At 41.1% G+C, this 21,841-nt stretch carries 17 protein-coding genes; 16 read left to right on the top strand and 1 reads right to left on the bottom strand.

What is annotated here, in order from left to right; genetic code table 11:
* The first annotated feature begins 187 nt into the window (after nt 1-187).
* From ACH2DQ_RS15215 to ACH2DQ_RS15235, 5 genes are all read left to right on the top strand, one after another.
* Nucleotides 188-1,990 carry a sensor histidine kinase gene (locus tag ACH2DQ_RS15215; protein ID WP_394911552.1) on the top strand — a complete coding sequence of 601 codons (1,803 nt, stop codon included), beginning with the start codon at nt 188-190 and terminating at the stop codon, nt 1,988-1,990.
* Nucleotides 1,984-3,468 (top strand): helix-turn-helix domain-containing protein, encoded by a 1,485-nt coding sequence (locus ACH2DQ_RS15220; protein WP_394911551.1) that lies wholly within the window; start codon nt 1,984-1,986, stop codon nt 3,466-3,468. The genes ACH2DQ_RS15215 and ACH2DQ_RS15220 overlap by 7 nt, the downstream gene beginning before the upstream one ends.
* A 148-nt stretch (nt 3,469-3,616) precedes the next feature.
* Nucleotides 3,617-5,062 carry an ABC transporter substrate-binding protein gene (locus ACH2DQ_RS15225; RefSeq protein WP_394911550.1) on the top strand — a complete coding sequence of 482 codons (1,446 nt, stop codon included), beginning with the start codon at nt 3,617-3,619 and terminating at the stop codon, nt 5,060-5,062.
* Nucleotides 5,063-5,130: 68 nt separating this feature from the next.
* Nucleotides 5,131-6,063, top strand: a complete 933-nt coding sequence (locus tag ACH2DQ_RS15230) for a carbohydrate ABC transporter permease (protein WP_394911549.1) — start codon at nt 5,131-5,133, stop codon at nt 6,061-6,063.
* 92 nt (nt 6,064-6,155) lie between these two features.
* Nucleotides 6,156-6,881: a carbohydrate ABC transporter permease gene (locus tag ACH2DQ_RS15235; RefSeq protein ID WP_394911548.1), complete on the top strand. Its 726-nt coding sequence runs from the start codon at nt 6,156-6,158 to the stop codon at nt 6,879-6,881.
* An 85-nt stretch (nt 6,882-6,966) separates the two neighbouring features.
* Here the strand turns inward: ACH2DQ_RS15235 and ACH2DQ_RS15240 are convergent, their stop codons facing one another.
* The gene (locus ACH2DQ_RS15240) at nt 6,967-7,962 is read right to left on the bottom strand and encodes a radical SAM protein (RefSeq protein WP_394911547.1); all 996 of its coding nucleotides are present in this window, start codon (nt 7,960-7,962) and stop codon (nt 6,967-6,969) included.
* Nucleotides 7,963-8,149: 187 nt separating this feature from the next.
* On the opposite strand from ACH2DQ_RS15240, the gene clpB reads away from it, so the two are divergent.
* From clpB to ACH2DQ_RS15295, 11 genes are all read left to right on the top strand, one after another.
* Nucleotides 8,150-10,750, top strand: a complete 2,601-nt coding sequence (gene clpB, locus ACH2DQ_RS15245) for an ATP-dependent chaperone ClpB (RefSeq protein ID WP_394911546.1) — start codon at nt 8,150-8,152, stop codon at nt 10,748-10,750.
* Between the two features lie 22 nt (nt 10,751-10,772).
* Complete coding sequence (locus ACH2DQ_RS15250) at nt 10,773-10,946, top strand: DUF4250 domain-containing protein (protein ID WP_394911545.1); 174 nt, start codon at nt 10,773-10,775, stop codon at nt 10,944-10,946.
* Nucleotides 10,947-11,111: 165 nt separating this feature from the next.
* Nucleotides 11,112-11,693 carry a hypothetical protein gene (locus tag ACH2DQ_RS15255; RefSeq protein ID WP_394911544.1) on the top strand — a complete coding sequence of 194 codons (582 nt, stop codon included), beginning with the start codon at nt 11,112-11,114 and terminating at the stop codon, nt 11,691-11,693.
* Between the two features lie 21 nt (nt 11,694-11,714).
* On the top strand, nt 11,715-13,310 hold the full coding sequence (locus ACH2DQ_RS15260; protein WP_394911543.1) for a response regulator: 1,596 nt from the start codon (nt 11,715-11,717) through the stop codon (nt 13,308-13,310).
* A 52-nt stretch (nt 13,311-13,362) separates the two neighbouring features.
* The gene (locus ACH2DQ_RS15265; protein WP_395027318.1) at nt 13,363-15,177 is read left to right on the top strand and encodes a sensor histidine kinase; all 1,815 of its coding nucleotides are present in this window, start codon (nt 13,363-13,365) and stop codon (nt 15,175-15,177) included.
* Between the two features lie 14 nt (nt 15,178-15,191).
* Complete coding sequence (locus ACH2DQ_RS15270; RefSeq protein WP_394911541.1) at nt 15,192-16,241, top strand: sugar ABC transporter substrate-binding protein; 1,050 nt, start codon at nt 15,192-15,194, stop codon at nt 16,239-16,241.
* A 211-nt stretch (nt 16,242-16,452) separates the two neighbouring features.
* Nucleotides 16,453-17,535 (top strand): substrate-binding domain-containing protein, encoded by a 1,083-nt coding sequence (locus ACH2DQ_RS15275; RefSeq protein ID WP_394911540.1) that lies wholly within the window; start codon nt 16,453-16,455, stop codon nt 17,533-17,535.
* Between the two features lie 210 nt (nt 17,536-17,745).
* Nucleotides 17,746-19,266, top strand: coding sequence for a sugar ABC transporter ATP-binding protein (locus tag ACH2DQ_RS15280; RefSeq protein WP_395027321.1), 1,521 nt, complete (start codon nt 17,746-17,748; stop codon nt 19,264-19,266).
* Nucleotides 19,267-19,327: 61 nt separating this feature from the next.
* Nucleotides 19,328-20,284: an ABC transporter permease gene (locus tag ACH2DQ_RS15285; RefSeq protein WP_394911538.1), complete on the top strand. Its 957-nt coding sequence runs from the start codon at nt 19,328-19,330 to the stop codon at nt 20,282-20,284.
* A gap of 39 nt (nt 20,285-20,323) precedes the next feature.
* Nucleotides 20,324-21,370, top strand: a complete 1,047-nt coding sequence (locus ACH2DQ_RS15290) for a uroporphyrinogen decarboxylase family protein (RefSeq protein WP_394911537.1) — start codon at nt 20,324-20,326, stop codon at nt 21,368-21,370.
* A 75-nt stretch (nt 21,371-21,445) separates the two neighbouring features.
* Entirely contained in the window at nt 21,446-21,769 is a 324-nt protein-coding gene (locus ACH2DQ_RS15295; RefSeq protein WP_394911536.1) for an L-rhamnose mutarotase, read from the top strand.
* The last annotated feature ends 72 nt before the right edge of the window (nt 21,770-21,841 follow it).

Raw genomic sequence — 21,841 nt, forward strand, 5'->3', positions numbered from 1 at the left:
ATACCCCGCTGGTGTACTCTGATTGACTCCAGTATAAATCAAGAGTTGAAAAGAAGTGACGAAAAATTTGAACTGGTACCAGGAATAATTTATGCAATTTATATATATGGTAAAAGCTTACTTTTGTTTTTTAGTACATATATGCTATAATAACGGCAATTATAGGAATAAGATTGGAGGAAGACGGATGGGTGCAGCTATAAAGAGATGCTTTAAAAAAGCAGTGGACTGGTACTGGATATTAAGCTTGAAACGGAAAGTAGTTTTTTTATTCGCCATGGTTTTTCTATTGGTCTTTTCCATTTGTTTTATTGGATTCCGGCTTGTGACCAACTTTAATTATCAGGAAGAATTAAAAAATCATGCACTCAGCAGAAATCTTCAGGTAGAAGAGAGTCTGAAACAATATATGAAAAACCTGGATTTTACCGCTTATACAACCATGTATAGTAACTGGGCTCAGAATATATTAAAAGCTGACTATAGTCCTAATGATAAGGAACAGCAGATCCAATTGGAGGGAGCTACTCATTTCTTAAGTAATATATCACAGATGAACAAAGATATAGGAGTTGCAATATATGGGAATAATGGTGTATTTGTGATGACAGGCAAAGAAAAATTTGACCCCTATTATAAAATTGAAGATGAGACATGGCTTAATATTCTGAAACGTGATAGTAAGTACTATCAGTGGCAGGACCATTGCGGTTATTTGGAGTCACCCGGGCAGAAAAATATTCTGTCACTTTATTATACTATCAGGGATTATCATACATTTGATCATATTGGATATATCATATTTTACATACCTACTGAGCAGTGGGATTTTTTAAAAGTGGAGTCGCCCTATAACGACTGCATTCTAATAAAAAATGAGAGTGGTAACCAGGTAGAAAGTAATTTTACAAAGAATAATGTAACAGCTTTAGGCGGTATTTTTGAAAAGCTGGATGGTTTTAAGACTGGAGAAACCATTGCCAGAAACAATGAAAAGCAGTACTGCGCTGTCTCCTATGGGAAATCAACAGTAACCGGTTGGAAAACTTATGTCTTTTCTTTTCATTCCGATAAAGATAATACTATTGTGGAACAGTTTGGCTTTTGGGCACTGGTCATTGTGCCGCTGGGTCTGTTGATATTTTTCATAGCAGTCTATTTTTCAAATTATCTGTCGCAACCAATTATCCGGTGTAAAAATGCTATTTTAGAGATACGGAATAATAAATTTGGAGTAACAATTGACAATCACTATCAGGATGAAATCGGAGAATTGATCAGTGGATTTAATGATATGTCTGTAGCTATGGAAAGTCTTATTTCCCAAAATAAAACGATGGAAGTACTGGAACGGGAATCCGAGTTTGAGATGCTGCAACAGAAGATTAATCCACATTTTCTCTATAATACGCTGGAGATCATTAATGGATTGATTCTGGAGGATAGGAGTCTGCAGGCAGTGACGGTATGTGAGACCCTGGGGAAAATGTTCCGATATAATCTGGGGGATGACGCCCGGATATGTCTGCGGGATGAATATGAATACATTCATCAGTATCTTACTATTATTTATTATAAAATACCGGATCTGGAGTTCTACGAAGAAATAGATGAACATGTACTTGACATACCGTTTTATAAATTTATTTTACAGCCACTGGTGGAAAATTGTATCAAACATGGGTTTCAGGATAAGAGAGAGGAGTGTTGCGTGACCATTCAGATAAAGGAGAAGGGAGGGAAGGTCTCTGTCATAGTTGTGGATAATGGGTGTGGGATACAGGAAGAAAAATTAAATCAGATCGAAGAAACCTTTTCGCTGATTCGATTGGGGGTAAAAATCAAATCAGGTAAGCATATCGGACTGCATAATGTATACCAGAGATTGTGGATGGGGTACCAGGAGAAATTTCAGTTTAACATTACGTCCAGAGCGGGTTTAGGGACGAAGATGGAAATAATTGTACCGAAGGAGGAGCCAAAATGTTGAAGGTGGCAATTGCTGATGATGAGGAGTTTGTATTGAAGAGTCTAAAGAATAAAATCCTGATGGCGGATAACACAGCAACGGTAATCGGATGTGCGGGAAATGGCCAGGAAGCAATGCAGGTTTTAGAAAGCTGCAGACCGGATATTTTTTTTGTGGATATCAATATGCCGCAGATGGACGGATTGACGTTCATCAGAAAAATGAAAAAACAGTATAGGGAACTGAATACAAAATTTGTAATTGTAAGCGGATATGATGATTTTCAATATCTTAAGGAAGCCGTTAGGCTTGGGGTGTGTGATTATCTGAGAAAACCCGTAATGCAGGATGAACTAAAGAATCTGATGGAGACACTTAATCTTCAGATACTGGAGGAACGTAAGCAAAGGAAATCCATTTTAAAAAGCAGCTATATATTTTGGGGGGATTGCCAGGAATACTTTACCAAGAAAACAGCAGGCTCCTTCCTGCTAATTTATGGAGCGTCGGTTTTAACAGTCCTGGAACAAGTAAATATGAAAAACAGTCTGGTAAAAGCCGGAATTATAGAGGCGGAGAACGCTGATTTATTGAAAGTGATTGTTTTTCCAATGGTACAGGATGCAGTGGGGGTGTTTTTTGAAAACAGAAATCTTGATTGCCGGCTTGTAGAGAAAATCAGTGATGTGCTTTCGTTTAAAATTCCGGTTCGATGGTTTTTTCATGATATGCATATGGAAAACCGGGAAACGGCGCTTGCAGCACTGGAAAATCGCTTGAATGAAAGGTTTATTGATAACAACACCAGGATATTGGATTGCAATCATACTGTAATAAAAGATAAATTTACGAATGCAGAGCTGGAAACTACAATGATGTATGGAACTGTAAAGGAAGCTAATGCAGCGGCTCTGCAGACTTTGAAACAATTATTTCAGAATCGTGAATCCATATGGATGTTAAGTGATGTATATCGTAAAATCATGCTGATATTAGTGAACCTGCTTCTTAAAAATGGCCTGCCCGTAATGGAAAGCCTTCATGGAGAACTTTTACTGTTTTCTACGGCCAAATATTATAATCAGTCAGATGTGATAGATCAGGTACAGGAATATATCGAACTCGTAAAAAATCAGATTGGAGGTATGAGGCAGAAAAATGATCTTGTAGGGAATGTAAGTCAGTATCTGGAAGATCATTTTAGAGAAGATCCCAGTTTACTGGATCTGGCTGAAGAATTTTTTGTATCGCCTACCTATTTGTCAAAAAGATTCAAAGAAAAAACAGGCGGGAATATTTCACAATATATTGAAAATTTAAAAATGGAGCACGCTAAGACTATGCTTATAGTATCACAAGTCCCGGTTACGGAGATTGCATTAGAAGCAGGATATATGGATTCTAATTATTTTTCAAGGGTATTTAAAAAAGCAACGGGGATGACACCTCGTGACTTTCGGGTATATTATGCCATTCACCAATCTGACGAATTAAGGTAACAGTTCTGACTTGTCTGAACTGTTACGAATTAAGATAAAATTTTGCTGTAATAAATACATAAAAATGCTATTGAAAGAAATTCCATCTTTGTATAATGGAGAGAGTAAAAAGAAAACAAAGTGGTTACGGATGAAAGGATGGAAAGGTATGAAGAAGAAAAAATTAGTAAGTCTTTTGGTAGCGGGATCAATGGTGTTAACGATGATTGGATGTGGTGTATCGCCTGATACAGGCAAAAAAAATGAAAGTTCGGCTGCCACGGCAGAAAACAGTACGGAGAAAAAGGGAGGAGATGCCGGTGCTTCTACAGATACACTGCCGGAAGGAGAACAGGTTGAGCTGGAGTTGTACACATGGTGGAGTACCGGAGAACAGGATGCAGGAAACGCTGTGATTGCGGAGTTTGAAAAGGAAAATCCTAATATAAAAGTGAATGTTAATTATATCCCGTATGCAGATTATTCCAGCAAACTGAATACTATGATTTCAGCAGATGAGACTCCGGACGTGTTCTTTGTACAGGAATATCTTGTAAATGAATGGGGAAATAAAGGAGTGGGCATGGATCTTGCACCCTTATATGCAGAAGAGAATATAGTACCGGAAGACTTGTATATTCCTACTGCTATGTTTAAGACAGACGATCATCTATGGGGAATTTCTCCCAACATGACTACGGTTGTCATGTATTATAACAAGGAGCTGTTTGACGAAGCAGGAGTAGCATATCCACCGTCGGATCCGGAACAGCCATGGAGCTGGGAACAATATGTAGATGCTGCCGAAAAGCTGACCAAGGATGCAAAAGGAAAACATCCAGGTGAAGAGGGCTTTGATTATAATAATATTCAGACATTTGGAACTATGATGACCAGTGTTACAAGCTGGATTACGCTTTCAGGGCTTCTCTACAGCAATGGCACCGGATTTTTCAATGAAGATGGAACAGGGCTAGGAATTACCTCAAAAGAAGGAATAGAAGTCCTGCAGTCTGTGGCTGATTTATCTTTGAAAAATCAGGTGGCACCAACAATGGGAATGAGTAAGGGACTGCAGTCTCCTTCTGCAATGCTGATGAATGGACAATTAGCGATGTTTATGGAAGGTGCCTATATTTATCCTGAATTCGAGAAAGAAAAATACGATGTAGGTGTTACTACACAGCCGTCATTTTCGGTTCCTTCCGGGATGGCTTGGGCTTCCGCTTTTATGATGTCAAAAAATACCAAACATCCAAAAGAAGCGTTTAAGCTGTATAAGGCTTTAGCGGATTATGATTATGCTGTAGATGCAACCCAGAAGCATGGTGCATCCGTAAGTAATCTGCCGAATACAAAAAGTAGTTATGAAAGCCAGGAAGCCATTGATAAGTGGTCTAAAAATTATGGCGAAGATTTTGCTGAGGTTACTTCAGGTCTACTGACAAAAGTTGCAAAGTCCGGCGAAAATACAATTATGAAAAATTTCTCAACAGTAGTGGAACAAACCATCATGCCCCAGTTAGACAAACTATGGTTGGGTGAAATGACCGCAGAAGAAGCAGTGAAAGGTCTCGATGAGAAGTTGACTGAAAAACTGGAAGGCAAGTGGTAGGAGGTTCACTATCATTTACGGAAATACAAATGGGGGGATCATACCCTCCATTTTCAGGAGGTAATTGCATGGAGATAAATAACAAAAAGAATGCAGCTGGTGTTTGTAAAAAGGGAACCATTGACCGAATGCAGACAAAGTGGGGGTATTTCTTTATAGCACCGGCATTAATTGGAATGGCATTGTTTAGTATAGGTCCTATTTTATTTAGCTTTTTTGTCAGTTTTACCAGTTGGGATATAGTAACTCCAATGAAGTTTGTCGGAACCCAGAATTATGCCAGAATGTTTCAGGACAACCTGGTGTGGCAGGCACTGGGGGCAACCGGATATTATACATTACTGACAGTACCGGCAACTCTGATTGTAACTTTTTTAATTGCGCTGCTGCTTAATATGAAGATTAAGGGCATTTCCGTTTACCGGACTATATTCTATATACCGTCCATTATACCCTTGGTAGCAGGCTCAGCAATCTGGATGTATTTGTATAACCCAATATACGGTATCATTAATAATTTTCTAAAAATGATAGGAATGGCTCCGGTAGAATTTCTGTTTAATAAAGCAACGGTTATACCTTCCATTACATTTATGGCTGTGTGGGGTGCCGGAAATACTATAATTATATATCTGGCAGGTTTGCAGGGGATATCCAGGCAGTTGTATGAAGCGGCAGAAATTGATGGAGCTAACGCTTTTCACCGTTTTCATTACATAACCGTTCCAATTATGACTCCGATTATATTTTACAATCTGATTATGGGTGTAATCAATTGCATGCAGACATTTACCCAGGCGTATGTCATGACGGAGGGCGGACCGGATAATGCAAGCCTGTTTTATTCACTGCTATTGTACCGGACCGCATTCAAAAATAATGAAATGGGATATGCATCAGCAATGTCCTGGCTCTTATTTATTATTATAGCGGTCCTGACTGTTATTTTCTTTCAGACATCCGGTAAATGGGTTTATTACGAAAGTGGGGATAAATCATGAGAAAGAGAAAAAATATATGGGTATATATAGTGCTGATTATATTATCAATGGTACTTTTATTTCCTTTTTACTGGATGCTTAGGAGTTCATTTATGACAGACAGGGAAATTTTCTCAATTACACCAAAGTGGCTGCCGGATGAACTTCTGATTGAGAATTATGTCAAAGCATTCCAGACTGCCCCCTTTGGAAGATATTTTCTAAACTCTTTTGTTATTGTATCTGCAAATGTAGCTGGTGCAATATTTAGTTCTAGCTTTGCGGCATTTGGATTCACAAGATTTCGGTTTCGGGGAAGAGATTTTTTCTTTGGACTGTTGATCTCTACGATGATGATTCCATATACTGTACTAATGATACCTCAGTTTATCGGCTGGCAGGCAGTGGGTGCATATAATACCTACTGGCCCCTGATACTGCCGGCTTTCTTTGGGAGTGCTTTTAATATTTTCCTGGTAAAACAGTTTTATATGGGAATTCCCAGAGAATATGATGAAGCAGCATTAGTGGATGGAGCTAATTATCTTACAATATACGCCAAAATTATTCTTCCTATGTCGAAGCCTGCATTATGTACCGTTGGTGTCTTTACATTTATGAATACGTGGAATGATTTTATGGGGCCGCTTTTATATTTAAACAGCCAGGAGAAGAAAACAGTATCTCTTGGTCTGCAGATGTTCATTGGTCAGTTCTCTCAGCAGTGGAATTTATTGATGGCAGCAGCAGCAGTAGTAATGGTACCTATGATTATAGTATTTTTTATGGCTCAGAAGTATTTCATTGAGGGAATTACCTTTTCAGGTTTGAAAGGGTAATTGGATTCGTAAGAAAATTGGACAGAATATAAAAAGATAATAAGATGATGAGGAGTGCTCCGCAATCTTATTATCTTTTTTATAGTTAAACAACATAAAGAATAGGCATATCTCCAAGTTTATCTGCGATCTGCTCTCGCAGGAAGCTTTCCCCATCTGTGCGAAGGGGAGTCTGATAACAGTATTTCCCTCTGCCTCGTCCCGTCATGTTCTCTTTACTGTACAAATCAGGCGAGCTTGGAAATGCTTCTGCATTGATGGCACGGTGAACAAAGCTGTAGGTCATAAAAATGATTTCAACAAATGCTTCTTTCTTTACTTTGTCGGAAAGCGTATCGGCAAGCTGTGTAAAGAACTCTTCATATATCTTCTTCCAGTCATCAACAAGTATAATAGGAGCAAACAGGATGCCCACTTTATAGCCTGCATCACACATTTTATTAAGTGCCTGGACCCGGCGTTTCAGTGAAGAAGTACCAATTTCAATTTTACTGATAATCTCCTGGGGATTCAGGCTCATGCGGAAAATGACCCTTCCTTTGTGAGGGAGTTCAAGAAGGGGGTCCACCATATCAAATTTTGTTGGAAAGGTCAGGTACCCTCTTGGCTGGGAGGTAAATGCCGGGATGGTCCATTCCAGGTTATTGGTTATGGTATTTTCCAGGACAAGATCGCTGTTGCTCCCAATTTCAAAGGTTAATTCCTGGTCAGAGGCAGAAGCGGACTTTATCAGTCGTTCCATCATTTTTTCCCGGTTTACAAAAAGCCGAAGGTAAGAACATTTATTATAATTGCATACCAGATAACAGTACAGACACATGGCACTGCATCCGGAAGAAGTGTAAGGAACCAGGAAATCAGAAACCTTATGGTTTGGCACGTATTTGTGGGTTTTTCTGGTACCGATAATAAGATGCCGTTTCATGTTGGCGAACTGTGCGTTTTCATTGCTGCGCAGCTCGTCGATTTTATTGTGGCTTTCTATTTCGATCCAGGGCACAGCTGCATATTTTTCTTTTAACTCCTGACCCAGAGGATAATTCAGAACATCCGGTTCATAATAGATTTTATCTGGAAACATTTTAAAACCTCCCATATTCATAGTCTTTCATTTTCTCTTTTTAGCATTTACCGTTTTTCAAAAAATACTTCAAAAAAATATGAAAAAGTACTTGCAATTTTGAAAATGTATGTTATAGTAGTTATAGAACAGACAGAAACGAAGGTGTAAGACTGTTTGCAAATGAATGTGATGAGGAGGTATGATTATGAACATTAATAAATTTACGCAGAAATCTTTACAGGCAGTGAATGACCTGGAAAAAGTGGCTTATGAATATGGAAATCAGGAAGTTGAGCAGGAGCATTTACTATATAGTTTATTAAATCAGGAAGACAGCCTGATTCTCAAATTAATTGAGAAGATGGAAATTAATAAGGAGCATTTTGCCAGAAATCTGGAAAATGCTTTAAACAAGCGTCCTAAAGTTTCCGGAGGCCAGTTGTTTATGGGTCAGAAACTGAATAAGGTACTGGTCAGTGCGGAAGATGAAGCAAAGGCCATGGGTGATGAGTATGTATCTGTGGAGCATTTGTTTCTGGCATTGCTGAAACATCCAAATGAGGGTGTGAAGGCGCTGTTTCAGGAATACGGGATTACGAGAGACCGCTTCCTGCAGGCATTGTCAACCGTAAGGGGGAACCAGAGAGTAGTCAGTGATAACCCGGAGGCAACTTATGATACGCTGAATAAATACGGTCAGGATCTGGTGGAGAAAGCCAGAGACCAGAAACTGGACCCTGTGATTGGACGTGATGGTGAGATCCGAAATATAGTCCGCATCCTGTCCCGTAAGACTAAGAACAATCCGGTGCTGATCGGAGAACCTGGTGTAGGTAAAACAGCAGTTGTGGAAGGACTGGCACAGCGTATCGTCCGGGGAGATGTACCGGAAGGCTTAAAAGATAAGAAGATTTTCTCACTGGATATGGGAGCACTGGTAGCAGGTGCCAAGTACCGCGGGGAATTTGAAGAGCGATTGAAAGCCGTATTGGAAGAAGTGAAAAAAAGCGAAGGACAGATTATTCTGTTTATCGATGAACTTCATCTGATTGTGGGTGCTGGCAAGACGGATGGCGCAATGGATGCCGGAAATATGTTAAAACCAATGCTGGCAAGAGGAGAACTTCATTGTATCGGTGCAACCACTCTGGATGAATACCGCAAGTATATTGAAAAAGATGCCGCTCTGGAACGACGTTTCCAGCCGGTAATGGTAGATGAACCCACGGTAGAAGATACTATCTCTATATTAAGGGGATTAAAAGAACGCTACGAGGTGTATCATGGAGTAAAAATTACGGACAGTGCGTTAGTCGCTGCCGCAACCCTGTCCCATCGATATATATCAGACCGTTTTTTACCGGATAAAGCCATTGACCTGGTGGATGAAGCCTGTGCACTGATCAAGACGGAGCTGGACTCCATGCCGGCAGAGCTGGATGAACTTCAGAGAAAGATCATGCAGATGGAAATAGAAGAAGCTGCATTGAAGAAAGAGACTGATAAATTAAGTCAGGACCGTTTGGAGAACCTGCAAAAAGAACTTGCGGAGCTGCGGGATGATTTCAGCAGTAAGAAAGCGCAGTGGGATAATGAAAAGCATTCCGTTGAAAATTTATCAAGCCTGCGTGAGCAGATCGAAAATCTAAACAAAGAAATTGAAATGGCGCAAAGGGATTATAACCTGAACCGTGCGGCTGAGCTGCAGTATGGAGAACTTCCAAAGCTTCAGGATCAGTTAAGCATTGAGGAAGAGAGGGTGAAGAGCCAGGAGCTGGCACTGGTTCATGAAAGCGTAACGGATGAAGAGATTGCCAGGATTATTTCCAGATGGACCGGAATCCCGGTTGTCAAACTGACGGAAGGTGAACGAAGCAAGATCCTGGGTCTGGACGAAGAACTGCATCACAGAGTGATTGGACAGGATGATGGAGTCACCAAAGTAACCGATGCCATTATCCGATCAAAAGCAGGAATTAAAGATCCCACCAAACCCATCGGTTCCTTCCTGTTCCTGGGACCAACCGGTGTGGGTAAGACGGAACTTGCGAAAGCCCTTGCGGCAAGCCTGTTTGATGATGAGCAGAACATGGTGCGGATTGATATGAGTGAATATATGGAGAAATACTCCGTTTCCAGATTGATCGGAGCACCTCCGGGATATGTGGGCTATGAAGAGGGCGGGCAGTTGACAGAGGCAGTGCGTAGAAAACCGTATTCAGTTGTTCTGTTTGATGAAATTGAAAAAGCACATCCCGATGTATTCAATGTGCTGCTTCAGGTATTAGACGATGGGCGTATTACCGATTCCCAGGGAAGAACTGTTGACTTTAAAAATACCATCTTAATTATGACATCCAATATAGGTTCGGCTTATCTTCTGGAAGGTATTAATGAACAGGGCGAGGTCAATGAACAAAGCGAAGAGATGGTAATGAATGACCTGCGTAATCATTTCCGTCCGGAATTCTTAAACCGGCTGGATGAGATCATTATGTTTAAGCCTTTGACGAAATCTGATATTGGAAGCATTGTAACACTTATGATGGCTGACCTGAATAAACGTCTGGCTGACCAGGAAATCCGTCTGGAGTTGACAGATGATGCAAAAGAATATATTATAGAAGGCGGTTATGACCCGATCTACGGGGCAAGACCATTAAAAAGATTTTTACAGAAGAATGTGGAGACACTGGCAGCGAAGTTAATTCTCTCCGGCAGCGTAGGAGCAGAAGATATTATCGTGCTGGATGTTGAAAATGACCAGCTTGCTGCACATGTAAAAGTGACTGGTGAAGTAATGTAATATTCTCTGGCAGAGGTACAAAATGATTCCAAATGACCCATTTATACTGTTAAGCTACGTAAATACACAACTAAGGGATTTTTACCCAACCCTGGAAGAAATGTGTAAGAGCCTGAGCTTAAAAGAGGAAGAACTGATAAAAAAATTAGAAAACATCGATTATTACTACGATGCCGACTTAAATCAGTTTGCTTAAAAGAAAAGTAATGCAAGAGAAATCCGGCGTATCCCGTCGGATTTCTTTTATTTCATTAGAGCAATCTGCAAAATCAGTTTTCTCAGACTTTTTTATAAAAGTCCTATATTTTTCTCTTTACATCATGTATAATATTCTCTATATGTTATAAAAAGGAGAAGAATCATGCAAAAAGAAGAAAGAAGAAAAATAAGGAAGAAAATTACGATTGCTTCTATTGTACTGCTGCTTGCGATGGTAGCATTTTTACTCTACGTAGGATTTAGCAAGCAGGTTCCTCAGATTGTATTTTATGGAGCAATTGCCATTTTCCTGGTTATCTATTGGGTGCTGCTGGATGTGGTAGAGCCAAGGCTGTTACATGAGCTGGACGGAATTTCCGAGGACCGCAAGAGAGCATATTATAAATATGCGGGAACAGATCTTGTGGGATATGCAGGCATCGCATTTTTCATTTTCAACATCGGCAATGCCGGCAGTGTAGGCTTAGTTGGTGCAGTTATTTATGTCCTCAGTATCAGCCTGAAGAAAAAATTCCGGGATGAATTCACCGGTGTAAACCTTCAGAATGAAGCAGAAGCGCAGGAGCATACAGAAACCGCCGAAACACCGGATGAGATTGAAGACCTGAGCGGTCAGGAAGAATCAGATGTGGAAGCAGTGGAAGAGCTGGGCGGACAGGCAGAATCAGATGTGGAAGCAGTGGAAGACTTATCAGAAGAGACAGCGGATTCCGGGCAGAAATAAACAGAATTTGAGGCGTATAGCATGTATACATTGTTAATCGTAGATGATGAACCCTTGGTAAGGAATGCAATAAGTACGATTATAGACTGGGATTCTATTGGATTTACAACAATTTACCAGGCGGAGGATGGTCTGGAAGCCCTTGAAATATGCCGTAAGCATCAGATACATCTGGTACTTACGGATATTGTTATGCCATTTATGGATGGATTGGAGCTGTCGAAGGCATTAAGTGAAGAATTTCCGGAGATTCACGTGGTGGTATTGACTGGGCACGAGGACTTCGAATATGCCAAACAATCGGTGGATCTGGGTGTGAAGAATTATATTTTAAAGCCCGTTGGGGCGTCCACGCTTTATACAAAAATGAAAGAAATCTGTAAAAAACTCAATATAGAAGCATCTCAAAAGCAGTATATTGCAAAAATGAAATTGCAGATCCATCAAAGTATGCCGGCGCTGCAGGAAAAATTTTTATATACCATGGTCTGTACCCAATACGGACAGTCGGATCATTTAGAAGACCGAATATTCTCCCTTGAGATTCCCCTCCATTCAGAGCGTTATATGGTAGGAATCGTGGAGGCAGATCTGACCAAAGCAGCCAATTCCGATATTGAGCTATTTGTATTTACAGAAAAAAATATTACCCTGGACTGTATCGGCAGTCAGCACTGTATATTTGATGATAACAACAATAAGGTTATTATCGTGTTTAACCTGGATTCATTTGGAGATGACGGACATTTTATTGCATACAGTACCCTGCAGGTTATTCAAAAGGCAGTCACTGCGGTACTAAAGGTAAATACTACCTGTGCACTGGGGTCTGAGGTCAGCAAACTCAAAGACCTGTACCACTCTTATCACGAAGCAAGTACGGCTCTTGACTGTAAATATTCTCTGGGTGCCAACAAGGTATATGACATCAGCGATCTTGATTATATCGAGAAGGCTTTTTTTTATCCCTTCCAGGGGATTAAGGATTTGATTTACAGCATTAAATTTTTACAAAAGGCAGATATTGAGAAATCTATGTCCGCGATTTATGATGACCTGCTCCGATCAAAAACCCTCTCCAGTTCCAATATAAAAATGGTCTTTATTGAAATGATCACATCTCTGTTAAAAGAATTATCCGGTGTGCGCCAGGTGTCTAAGGATGTGTGGGGGGAAGGCTTTGCTCTTTACAATGAGCTTGAGGACATGTCTTCTTCGGAAGAGATAATAAAAAAACTGCTGTCTTTTTCCATAAAAGTATCCCATGAACTGCAGCAGCTTCAGTCCAACAGCGGTCAGATGATCATACAAAATGCCAAGGATTATATTGGCACCCATTATGGCGAAGAGGAATTATCCTTAAGCTTAGTTGCAGAACACGTATCGGTCAGTACCGGATATTTAAGCGGGCTGTTCAAAAAAGAAGCCAAGATAAATTTTGTGGAGTACCTTACCAATATTCGCATGGAAAAGGCGATGGAACTGATCCGTAATACCGATAAAAAGACGTATGAGATCGCTTATGAGACCGGATTTTCCAATCCACATTATTTTAGCGTATCCTTTAAAAAGTATTCCGGTATGTCTCCCTCTGATTTTCGGAGTAAGCACAGGTAAAATTTTTCAATATCAAACAGAAAGATAACGGATATTCCAGGAGGCATTTGTCTTGCAGGAGAAAACAACATTTCAGAAAATAAAACATCGCTATGAATACATGGGGATAAAGAATAAAACACTGCTGCAGGTATTTGCTGTGGTGATTTTCTTTATGCTGATTTTCATAGGGATGTTTTTATTTATATTTACAAAGAAAATCGAATCGGACAATGTGACTTATTCCAGGCAGCTGCTGCAAAATGCCAATAAACGTCTGGAAAATTATTTTGATGAAATTGCATCCATCGCAAATGAAGCAAATTATAACTATTATCTGCAGAATTATCTGATCGCGGAAAAAGACAATGCGGAAGGGTACAGTAATCTGACCAATGCCAAGAGTATGCAGGATTATGAAATGAGCTCCAAAGTTTTTAATTCATCCCTGAACAGTCGCACAGACGTCACATCTCTGATGATTTTTGGAAAAAAGAGTCTGCTTCTGCACAAAAGCATTTATGAATTCTGGTCCGTAGTTCAGGATTATGCGACCTATTCCTGGTATCAGAAAGCGTTAGAGTCACCTAATACATCCGTGATCACCGGACCCATGCAGCATGAATTCCTGAAAGACAACACGGAACAGACCATTTCTTTGAGCAGGAGAATCAGCAGCTATGAAGACGGCAGTTTTTTAGGCGTGATTCTGATAGACTTAAACCTGAATAAAATCGCGGAAATATTTGAGTCTTTTTATGCAACTGGGGAAGGGACTTTGTGTATTCTAAATGATCAGGGACAGATTGTCTATCCGATGAATTATAATAAGATTACGCCGCAGCTGCTTGAGAAGATGAACAGTATGGAAAAGGACAATTTTATTGCCCGGATCGATCAGGAAGAATATCAGGTAGTGACAGCTACATTCGAAAAAGCAGACTGGAAAGTCCTCTCCCTGACATCAACCGGACAGCTAAAAGAATCCATGTACGATACCCTTGGAATCGTAATTGCGGCAATTGTGCTGGTGATGGTCATTCTGGGTGTTGCACTCAGCAGAATACTAACCGGGGTGGTAAATCCTATTCTCCGTCTGAAAGGTCATATTGACCTGGCGGATGAAGGACACCTGAGTGAACGGGCGGAGATTCTGAACCACAATGAGACAGGTGCGCTGTCTAAGAGCTTTAACAAGATGCTGGACCGTATCGAAAATCTTATGGGGGAAGTTGTAAATGAGCAGGAGGAGAAGCGGAAATACGAGCTTCAGGCATTACAGGCACAGATTAATCCCCATTTTCTGTATAACACCCTGGATTCTATCATTTGGATGGCTGAGGCTAAGAACTCCGATGTAGTGCCAATGACAGAAGCTTTGGCAAAATTATTTCGTATTTCGCTGAATAAGGGCAATGAGTTTATCCGTATAGAAGATGAGATGGAGCATGTGCGCAATTATCTGGTTATTCAGAGTATGCGGTATACGGATAAGTTTACTTATCATATAGAAATAAACGATGAGGTCCGGTACTGCAAGACCATTAAATTAATTGTACAGCCCATAGTAGAAAACAGCATTTATCATGGAATTAAGAAAAAAAGAGGTAAGGGCAGGATTGACATTCTGGCATGCAGGAAGAATGAGAAACTCTGTATCCGTGTCCGGGATGACGGAAATGGTATGAACGAGGAAACCTGTCAGGCTATACTGACGAAAGATTCCAAATTTGAAAACACTAGCGGATCCGGGATCGGAGTGAAAAATGTAAATGAGCGCATTCAGCTGTACTTTGGTAAAGAGTATGGGCTGCGTTATACCAGCGTCCTGGGAGAAGGAACAACTGCGGAACTGATCTTACCTGTGATAGAAGAAACAATAGGTTAAAGGAGGCAGAGAAAATGAAAAAATGTGTCATATCCCTGATAATCTGCCTGCTGTTGTTGCTTACAGGATGCAGCGGATTTACCCAAAAGGGAAAAGAAGACCAGCCTTTACAAGGGGAAAGTCAGTCTTTGGATACAGCGAAAACGGAGGAATCCGGTACAGAAGAACCGGTGTCTGAGAAGTCAGGGATTGTGATAGGAGCAACTCTGGCATCAGAAGATTCCGCGTATTTAAAGACAGTCAGCAAAGCTATGGTCAATGTGGCAAATCAAAAAAAGGTCACGCTGGATATCCGGTATGCAAAGTGGAATGAACAGATACAGACAGAACAAATGGATACATTTATTGAACAGAAGGTGGACGTGATTATACTTTGTCCCGTAAATGCCAAATCCATGCTGACCTCGCTGAAGAGAGCAAAAGCAGCAGGGATTCCGGTGATTAATCTGAATATGAAAGTGGATGCAATGTCTTCGGAATATATCAGTACTTATATTGGCGCCAGCAGTTCAGAAGAAGCAGCCCTGGCGGCTGATTTGATGGTTGCCGCTCTTGAAGACGGCGGGAAAATTGCTATTATTGAGGGAGCGCCCGGAAGCGATCCCCAGGTATACCGCACCCAGACATTCGTAGAACAGATGAACTCCCATCCCCAGTTTGAAATCATCGGCATCGGTAACGGCAGCTGGAACCGGGAAAAAGCCATGCTGGTAACCATTGATCTACTGCGTAAAAACCCGGATATAAAAGGAATTTTCTGTCACGACAGCAATATGGCATTAGGAGCCTGGTCAGCGCTTGAGTCCCTGGATAAAACCGATGTTATTCTTATTGGAATTGGAGAAGACCAGGAATTTCTCCAGGCAGTTAAAGACGGAAAGATCTACGGTCTTATTACACAGCCGCCGGTATATGAAGGGGCATACAGCATTTACTGTGCCATCGATATCGCAGGCGGAAAAGAATTACGGCCGTGGTATAAAGACCCGATTCAAACCATCACAAAAGAAAATATTGACAGTTATCAGGATCCTATGGATGAGGAAGAGGCTTCCATGGAGTAGATAGAAAATACGCTTTCGTATTATAATGTATAATTTCTGGTATTAAAAAGTACGAACAGTACGAATAATTAAGTCTTTAATTAGCATGAACATTGTGAGTCCATGTGAAAATTTCGACCAATCCCATGAAAAAATTGAATTAATTTTTTCATGGGATTGTTTTATATTAGGAGTGTAGAAAATAGAAAAACAACAAATTGGAGGATATCAAATGAAGAAGAAAGTTTTAAGCGGATTAATTTGTGCAGCAATGGCAGCAGGAATGCTTGCAGGATGTGGATCATCCGATAAGGGGACAACGGAGGCAGCAGCTACCGGTTCAACCCAGGCGGCATCTACAGAAGCAGCAGGAGATACTGCGGCAGGCACAGAGGGGGCAGGCAGTGAAGCAGCAGGAGATACAGCTGCAAACGGAGACCTGACCATTGGTTCTGTTATTATGAATACATCTGGTGAATGGTTTGCGGAGGTTATCGCGGGACAGGAAGCAGCAGCAAAAGACCTTGGCGTTAAATTCAGTATCGTAAGTTCCGACAACGAAGTATCCAAGGAATCCGATAATGTAGCAACTTATGTGGCACAACAGGTAGACGCACTGGTAATATCACCTCTTTCCGTAGATGCATCTGTAGCGGCAGTGGAAAGTGCAAAGGACGCTTCCATTCCGGTAGTGAACTGGAATACAACCGTTAATACCGATACACAGGGGTTTGTAGGAGTTTCCAATTACGATCTGGGCGGAAAAACCGGAGAATATGTAAAGGAATACGTGGAAAAGAATTACCCGGACGGATGCAAGATGGCAATCATCGGAAACAGCAGTTATGAAGTAGGCGTTGAGCGCTGTAAAGGGTTCAAGGATGCGATTAAAGATGTAGCAGGACTGGAAGTCGTTGCAGAGCAGGATGCAGAACTGCAGGAAGAAGGACTTGATATTACCGAGCAGATCTTAACAGCAAATCCGGATGTACAGTTAATCTGGGCATGGAACCAGACTTCACTCTTAGGATGTGTGGCAGCTCTTCAGAACGCAGGAAATCCAGAAGTAGTTGTAATGGGAACGGATATGAGCGTTGATCTTGCAAAAGATATGCAAAGTGATGCTGTGAAATTACAGGCAATAACAACACAGATGCCTTATGATATCGGATACAAGGCAGTTGAAAATGCAGTTAAAGCAGCAAAAGGCGAGACCATTGACAAAGAAACTCTGGTTCCTTTAAAAACATACACCAGGGACAATGCACAGGAAGTCCAGACTTATATTGATGAACACAAAGATTTAGTAAAATAAGCTGAGACTGTCCATAAAATATAGCCAGGAGCTTAAGAGCGTGTTTGAAAATTCATTCCTGTCATCTGTACGCACAGCTGCCAGAAGCAATTTTAAAACACGCTTCGGAACGAACACATAGCTGTCAGAAAGCATTTTTCAAATATGCTCTTACAAGCTGCTGGGATAACATAAGGAGCAGGTTAACAAACAGAATAAAAGAAGGCGAAGGTGAAGAAAGTGTCTGACATTATATTAAAGGCAGAGGGCGTTACGAAAAAGTTTGGCGGAATCATCGCTTTAGAGAATGCCGGTCTGGAACTGAGAAAGGGAGAGGTGCATGCTCTGGTTGGTGCGAACGGAGCAGGAAAAAGTACTTTGATTAAAATTATTACAGCGGCTTTATCAAAGGATGGAGGAAAAATTTATCTGGATGGCAGTGAAATCAATGTAAAGTCTACATTTGAGGCGCGTGCCCTGGGAATCAGTGCTGTTTATCAGGAATTTAGTTTAATAAACACCGTATCCGTAGCGGAAAACATTTATATGGGGAAATTAATAAAGAAGAAAGTGGGTCCTGTGAATCAAATTGACTGGAAAAAGATAAATGATGAAGCTCAGAAAATTTTAGATTTATTAGAGTGTAATATCAAACCGGACGCAATTGTAGGAACCTTGAGTGTTGCCGGGAAGCAGATGGTAGAGATTGCGAAGGCACTCTCGAATGATATAAAGGTGCTGATCATGGATGAACCCACGGCTTCCTTATCGGACAATGATATTGAAAATATGTTTAAGGTTGTAAAAGGACTGCGGGAAAAAGGAATCAGTATCATCTATGTCTCCCACAGGCTGGAAGAACTGCCGATCATCTGTGACAGGATTTCGGTATACAGAGATGGAAAATACATGAAAACTTTAGATATAGAAGATGCGCCGAAAAATGTAATTATTGAAAACATGGTCGGTAAGAATATGACGGTTACCGAGCAGGCAAATTGTGCAACGAACGAAGTTTTATTGGAAGTCAAAAATTTTTCTTCCGGCAAGAAGTTCAACAATGTGAATATGAAGCTTCACAAGGGAGAAATTCTGGGAATTGCAGGACTTGCCGGGGCAGGAAGAACTGAGTTTGTAAGGGCACTTTTTGGGGCAGATCCCAGGGATTCCGGAGAAGTTTTTATAGAAGGAAAAGAAGTACATATAAAATCCCCGGGTGATGCTAAAAAAGCAGGAATTGGATTTGTTACAGAAGATAGAAAAGAAGAAGGTCTGATATTAAATATGGATCTGCATACAAATGTGGGCATGACTATTCTGGATAAATTGAAAAAGAAAATCGGACTGGATTTGCATAGAGAAGTGGATCTGATGAATGGATATATCAAATCCCTCAGTATCAAATGCCGTGACGGAAATCAAAGAGCTCTGGATTTAAGCGGCGGAAATCAGCAGAAAGTTGTAATTGCAAAATGGCTGGCGACAGAACCGAAAGTCCTCATTATGGATGAACCCACCAGAGGAATTGACATTGGCAGTAAAAATCAAATCTATGCACTGATCAACGAGCTGGCAAAACAGGGAATCGGAATTATTATGATTTCCTCAGATCTTCCCGAGGTGCTGCAGGTTTCAAACCGTATACTGGTTTTAGCAGCTGGAAAAGTCACCGGAGAGTTAGAAAATAAAGATTTGACACAAGAGGTACTGCTTGATTATGCAACCAGCACTGCAGCAGCCGCTGGCGTGTAATTGTATAACATGGAAACAGTGGGTTTCAGACATGCTTATGTAAATTTTGGAGGATAGAAAGATGAATGCGAAAGCAAAAAGTTTCGATATAAAAGCATTTTTAATGAAGTATATCATGTATTTTGTTTTGGTTTTAATGTGTATTATTATGACGGTAGCCAGTGACAAATTTTTAACCACAGCAAATTTAATGACAATTGTAAAACAGATATCCATACAGTCTATTGTTGCAATCGGTATGACGATGATTATTATAACCGGAAATATTGATTTGAGTGTAGGTTCCATTGTAGCCTTTGCTTCTGTATGTGCAGCAATGATGATGAACGCCGGGCTGCCAATTCCCATTGCAATTATTCTTACCGTTTTAGTGGCGGGGGTATTAGGATTTATCTCGGGTGGTGTTACCGCGAAGCTGAAACTCCATTCATTCTTGGTAACACTGGCGCTGATGCAGGCATTCAGAGGACTGGCACAGACCATTACGGGCGGCTATCCGGTAGCAGGACTTCCGGATTCCTTTGGAAAAATAGCGTCTGGTTCCATTGGTCCGGTTCCCTTTCTTGTCATTTACATGATTATCTTCTATGCAGTTTTTATTTACATTATGAAATATACGGCATTTGGCAGATCGGTCTATGCTATAGGTGGAAATCAGGAGTCGGCACGGCTTTCCGGTATTAACGTGGAAAAAGTAAAAACAATGGTTTTCGTTATTTCATCTATGCTCTGCGGTGTTGCAGGCGTGCTGTTAACATCCAAGGTACGTTCCGGAGACCCCACTTGTGCTAACGGCTGGGAAATGGATACCATCGCTGGTGCAATCATCGGCGGAACGAATATGATGGGCGGTGAAGGAAAGCTTGGCGGAACCATTATTGGTTTACTATTCGTTGGAATCTTAAGCAATGGTATGGTATTATTAGGTGTAAATGCATATATGCAGAGCGTTATTAAGGGTCTTGTTATCTTTGGTGCGGTTATTATCAACAGCATCCAGAAGAGAAGCCAGGCGTAGGGTGTGTTTAGACGAGCGTAAATTTGGGAGGAATAAAGGATGAACAGTTTAGAACGTTTTTATGCAACGGTAGACAGAAAGCCGGTAGACAGACCGGCGGCATGGCTTGGTATGCCGGATATTTTTGCACAGCCGGCGTTATTTGATTATTACGGTGTAAAAAATATGCACGAATTAAAACTGGCGGTGGGAGATGACTTCTATGCGGTAGAGGTACCCTATCAGTCTCCTACGGCAAATGCAATTTATGCAGCATTTGACTGGTATATGGATGGAAATGTGGATGCAGAAGACCGAACCTTAACGGCAGACGGATGCTTTAAAGATGCAGAAGACCTGGAGGACCTGGATTTCTTTGCGTGGCCGGATCCAGCCAAATATATTGATGTGGAAGAATGCAGACGCAGAGTAGAACTGGCGCCTGAAGGCAAAGTGGTTTTGGGCATGATGTGGTCAGCTCATTTTCAGGACGCATGCGCTTCCTTTGGAATGGAGACAGCACTCATGAATATGATTGCCAATCCACAAGTGTATGAGGCGGTGAATGATAAGATTGTGGAGTTCTACCTGAAAGCAAATGAAATATTTTACGAAGCAACAAAAGGAAAATTAAATGCAGTACTGATCGGCAATGATATGGGAAGCCAGCGGGGACTGATGCTCTCTCCGGCAATGGTAAGAGCGTTTATCATACCAGGCTGCAGAAAACTGGTAGAACAGGCGCACAGTTATGGATTGAAAGTCATTTATCATTCCTGTGGTTCAATTGCTGATGTTATTCCGGATTTAATAGAAGCCGGCGTAGATATTGTACACCCCATTCAGGCACTTGCATCCGGTATGCAGCCGGAGCTCCTGAAAGAAAAATTTGATGGTAAGGTTTCCTTCTGCGGCGGTGTAGATACCCAGGATCTTCTGGTAAACGGAACACCGGAAGAAGTGTGTGGGAAAGTCAGAGAGTTACGCACCATCTTTCCAACAGGGTTAATTATTTCTCCAAGCCACGAAGCAATTATGCCGGATGTGCCGCCGGCAAACATAAAAGCCCTGTTTGATGAAGCACAGAAAGTCTATGGTGAAGAGTAACATTAATACAGAAATGGATAGGGTAAAAGCGAAAGGAATAACGCAGGCAGGCTTGCGCTAAACAGGGGGATTCATATGAAAAGAATAGGTGAAATGATCAAAATAAAACCCGAGGGTCTGGAACAGTACAAAGCATATCATGCAGACCCCCTTCCGGGAGTAAATGAAATACTGAAAGCATGCAACATCCAGAACTATTCTATTTATCAAAGAGGGGACTACATGTTTGCGTACTATGAATATGTGGGAGAAGACTTTGATGCAGACATGGCAAAAGTCGCAGCCGATCCGGCGACGCAAAAGTGGTGGGATCTGGTTAAGCCGTTGATGCAGCCTCTGGAGGACAGGAAAGAAGAGGAATTCTGGTCCGGGATGGAAGAGGTTTATCATTTAGAGTAAATCTTATAAGACACGCTCAAGTGGTTCAGGAGCGTGTTTTTTTAATTCAGTCAAAACTTTTCAGGTGGCATT

The organism is Robinsoniella sp., from assembly GCF_034124845.1.

Bases quoted from the DNA above. Each gene is read 5' to 3' on its own strand.
- ACH2DQ_RS15220 (WP_394911551.1), top strand. From the start codon at position 1,984: ATGTTGAAGGTGGCAATTGCTGATGATGAGGAGTTTGTATTGAAGAGT.
- ACH2DQ_RS15225 (WP_394911550.1), top strand. From the start codon at position 3,617: ATGAAGAAGAAAAAATTAGTAAGTCTTTTGGTAGCGGGATCAATGGTG.
- ACH2DQ_RS15215 (WP_394911552.1), top strand. From the start codon at position 188: ATGGGTGCAGCTATAAAGAGATGCTTTAAAAAAGCAGTGGACTGGTAC.
- ACH2DQ_RS15290 (WP_394911537.1), top strand. From the start codon at position 20,324: ATGAACAGTTTAGAACGTTTTTATGCAACGGTAGACAGAAAGCCGGTA.
- ACH2DQ_RS15260 (WP_394911543.1), top strand. From the start codon at position 11,715: ATGTATACATTGTTAATCGTAGATGATGAACCCTTGGTAAGGAATGCA.
- clpB (WP_394911546.1), top strand. From the start codon at position 8,150: ATGAACATTAATAAATTTACGCAGAAATCTTTACAGGCAGTGAATGAC.
- ACH2DQ_RS15285 (WP_394911538.1), top strand. From the start codon at position 19,328: ATGAATGCGAAAGCAAAAAGTTTCGATATAAAAGCATTTTTAATGAAG.
- ACH2DQ_RS15275 (WP_394911540.1), top strand. From the start codon at position 16,453: ATGAAGAAGAAAGTTTTAAGCGGATTAATTTGTGCAGCAATGGCAGCA.
- ACH2DQ_RS15235 (WP_394911548.1), top strand. From the start codon at position 6,156: ATGACAGACAGGGAAATTTTCTCAATTACACCAAAGTGGCTGCCGGAT.
- ACH2DQ_RS15240 (WP_394911547.1), bottom strand. From the start codon at position 7,962: ATGTTTCCAGATAAAATCTATTATGAACCGGATGTTCTGAATTATCCT.
- ACH2DQ_RS15250 (WP_394911545.1), top strand. From the start codon at position 10,773: ATGATTCCAAATGACCCATTTATACTGTTAAGCTACGTAAATACACAA.
- ACH2DQ_RS15255 (WP_394911544.1), top strand. From the start codon at position 11,112: ATGCAAAAAGAAGAAAGAAGAAAAATAAGGAAGAAAATTACGATTGCT.
- ACH2DQ_RS15295 (WP_394911536.1), top strand. From the start codon at position 21,446: ATGAAAAGAATAGGTGAAATGATCAAAATAAAACCCGAGGGTCTGGAA.
- ACH2DQ_RS15230 (WP_394911549.1), top strand. From the start codon at position 5,131: ATGGAGATAAATAACAAAAAGAATGCAGCTGGTGTTTGTAAAAAGGGA.
- ACH2DQ_RS15270 (WP_394911541.1), top strand. From the start codon at position 15,192: ATGAAAAAATGTGTCATATCCCTGATAATCTGCCTGCTGTTGTTGCTT.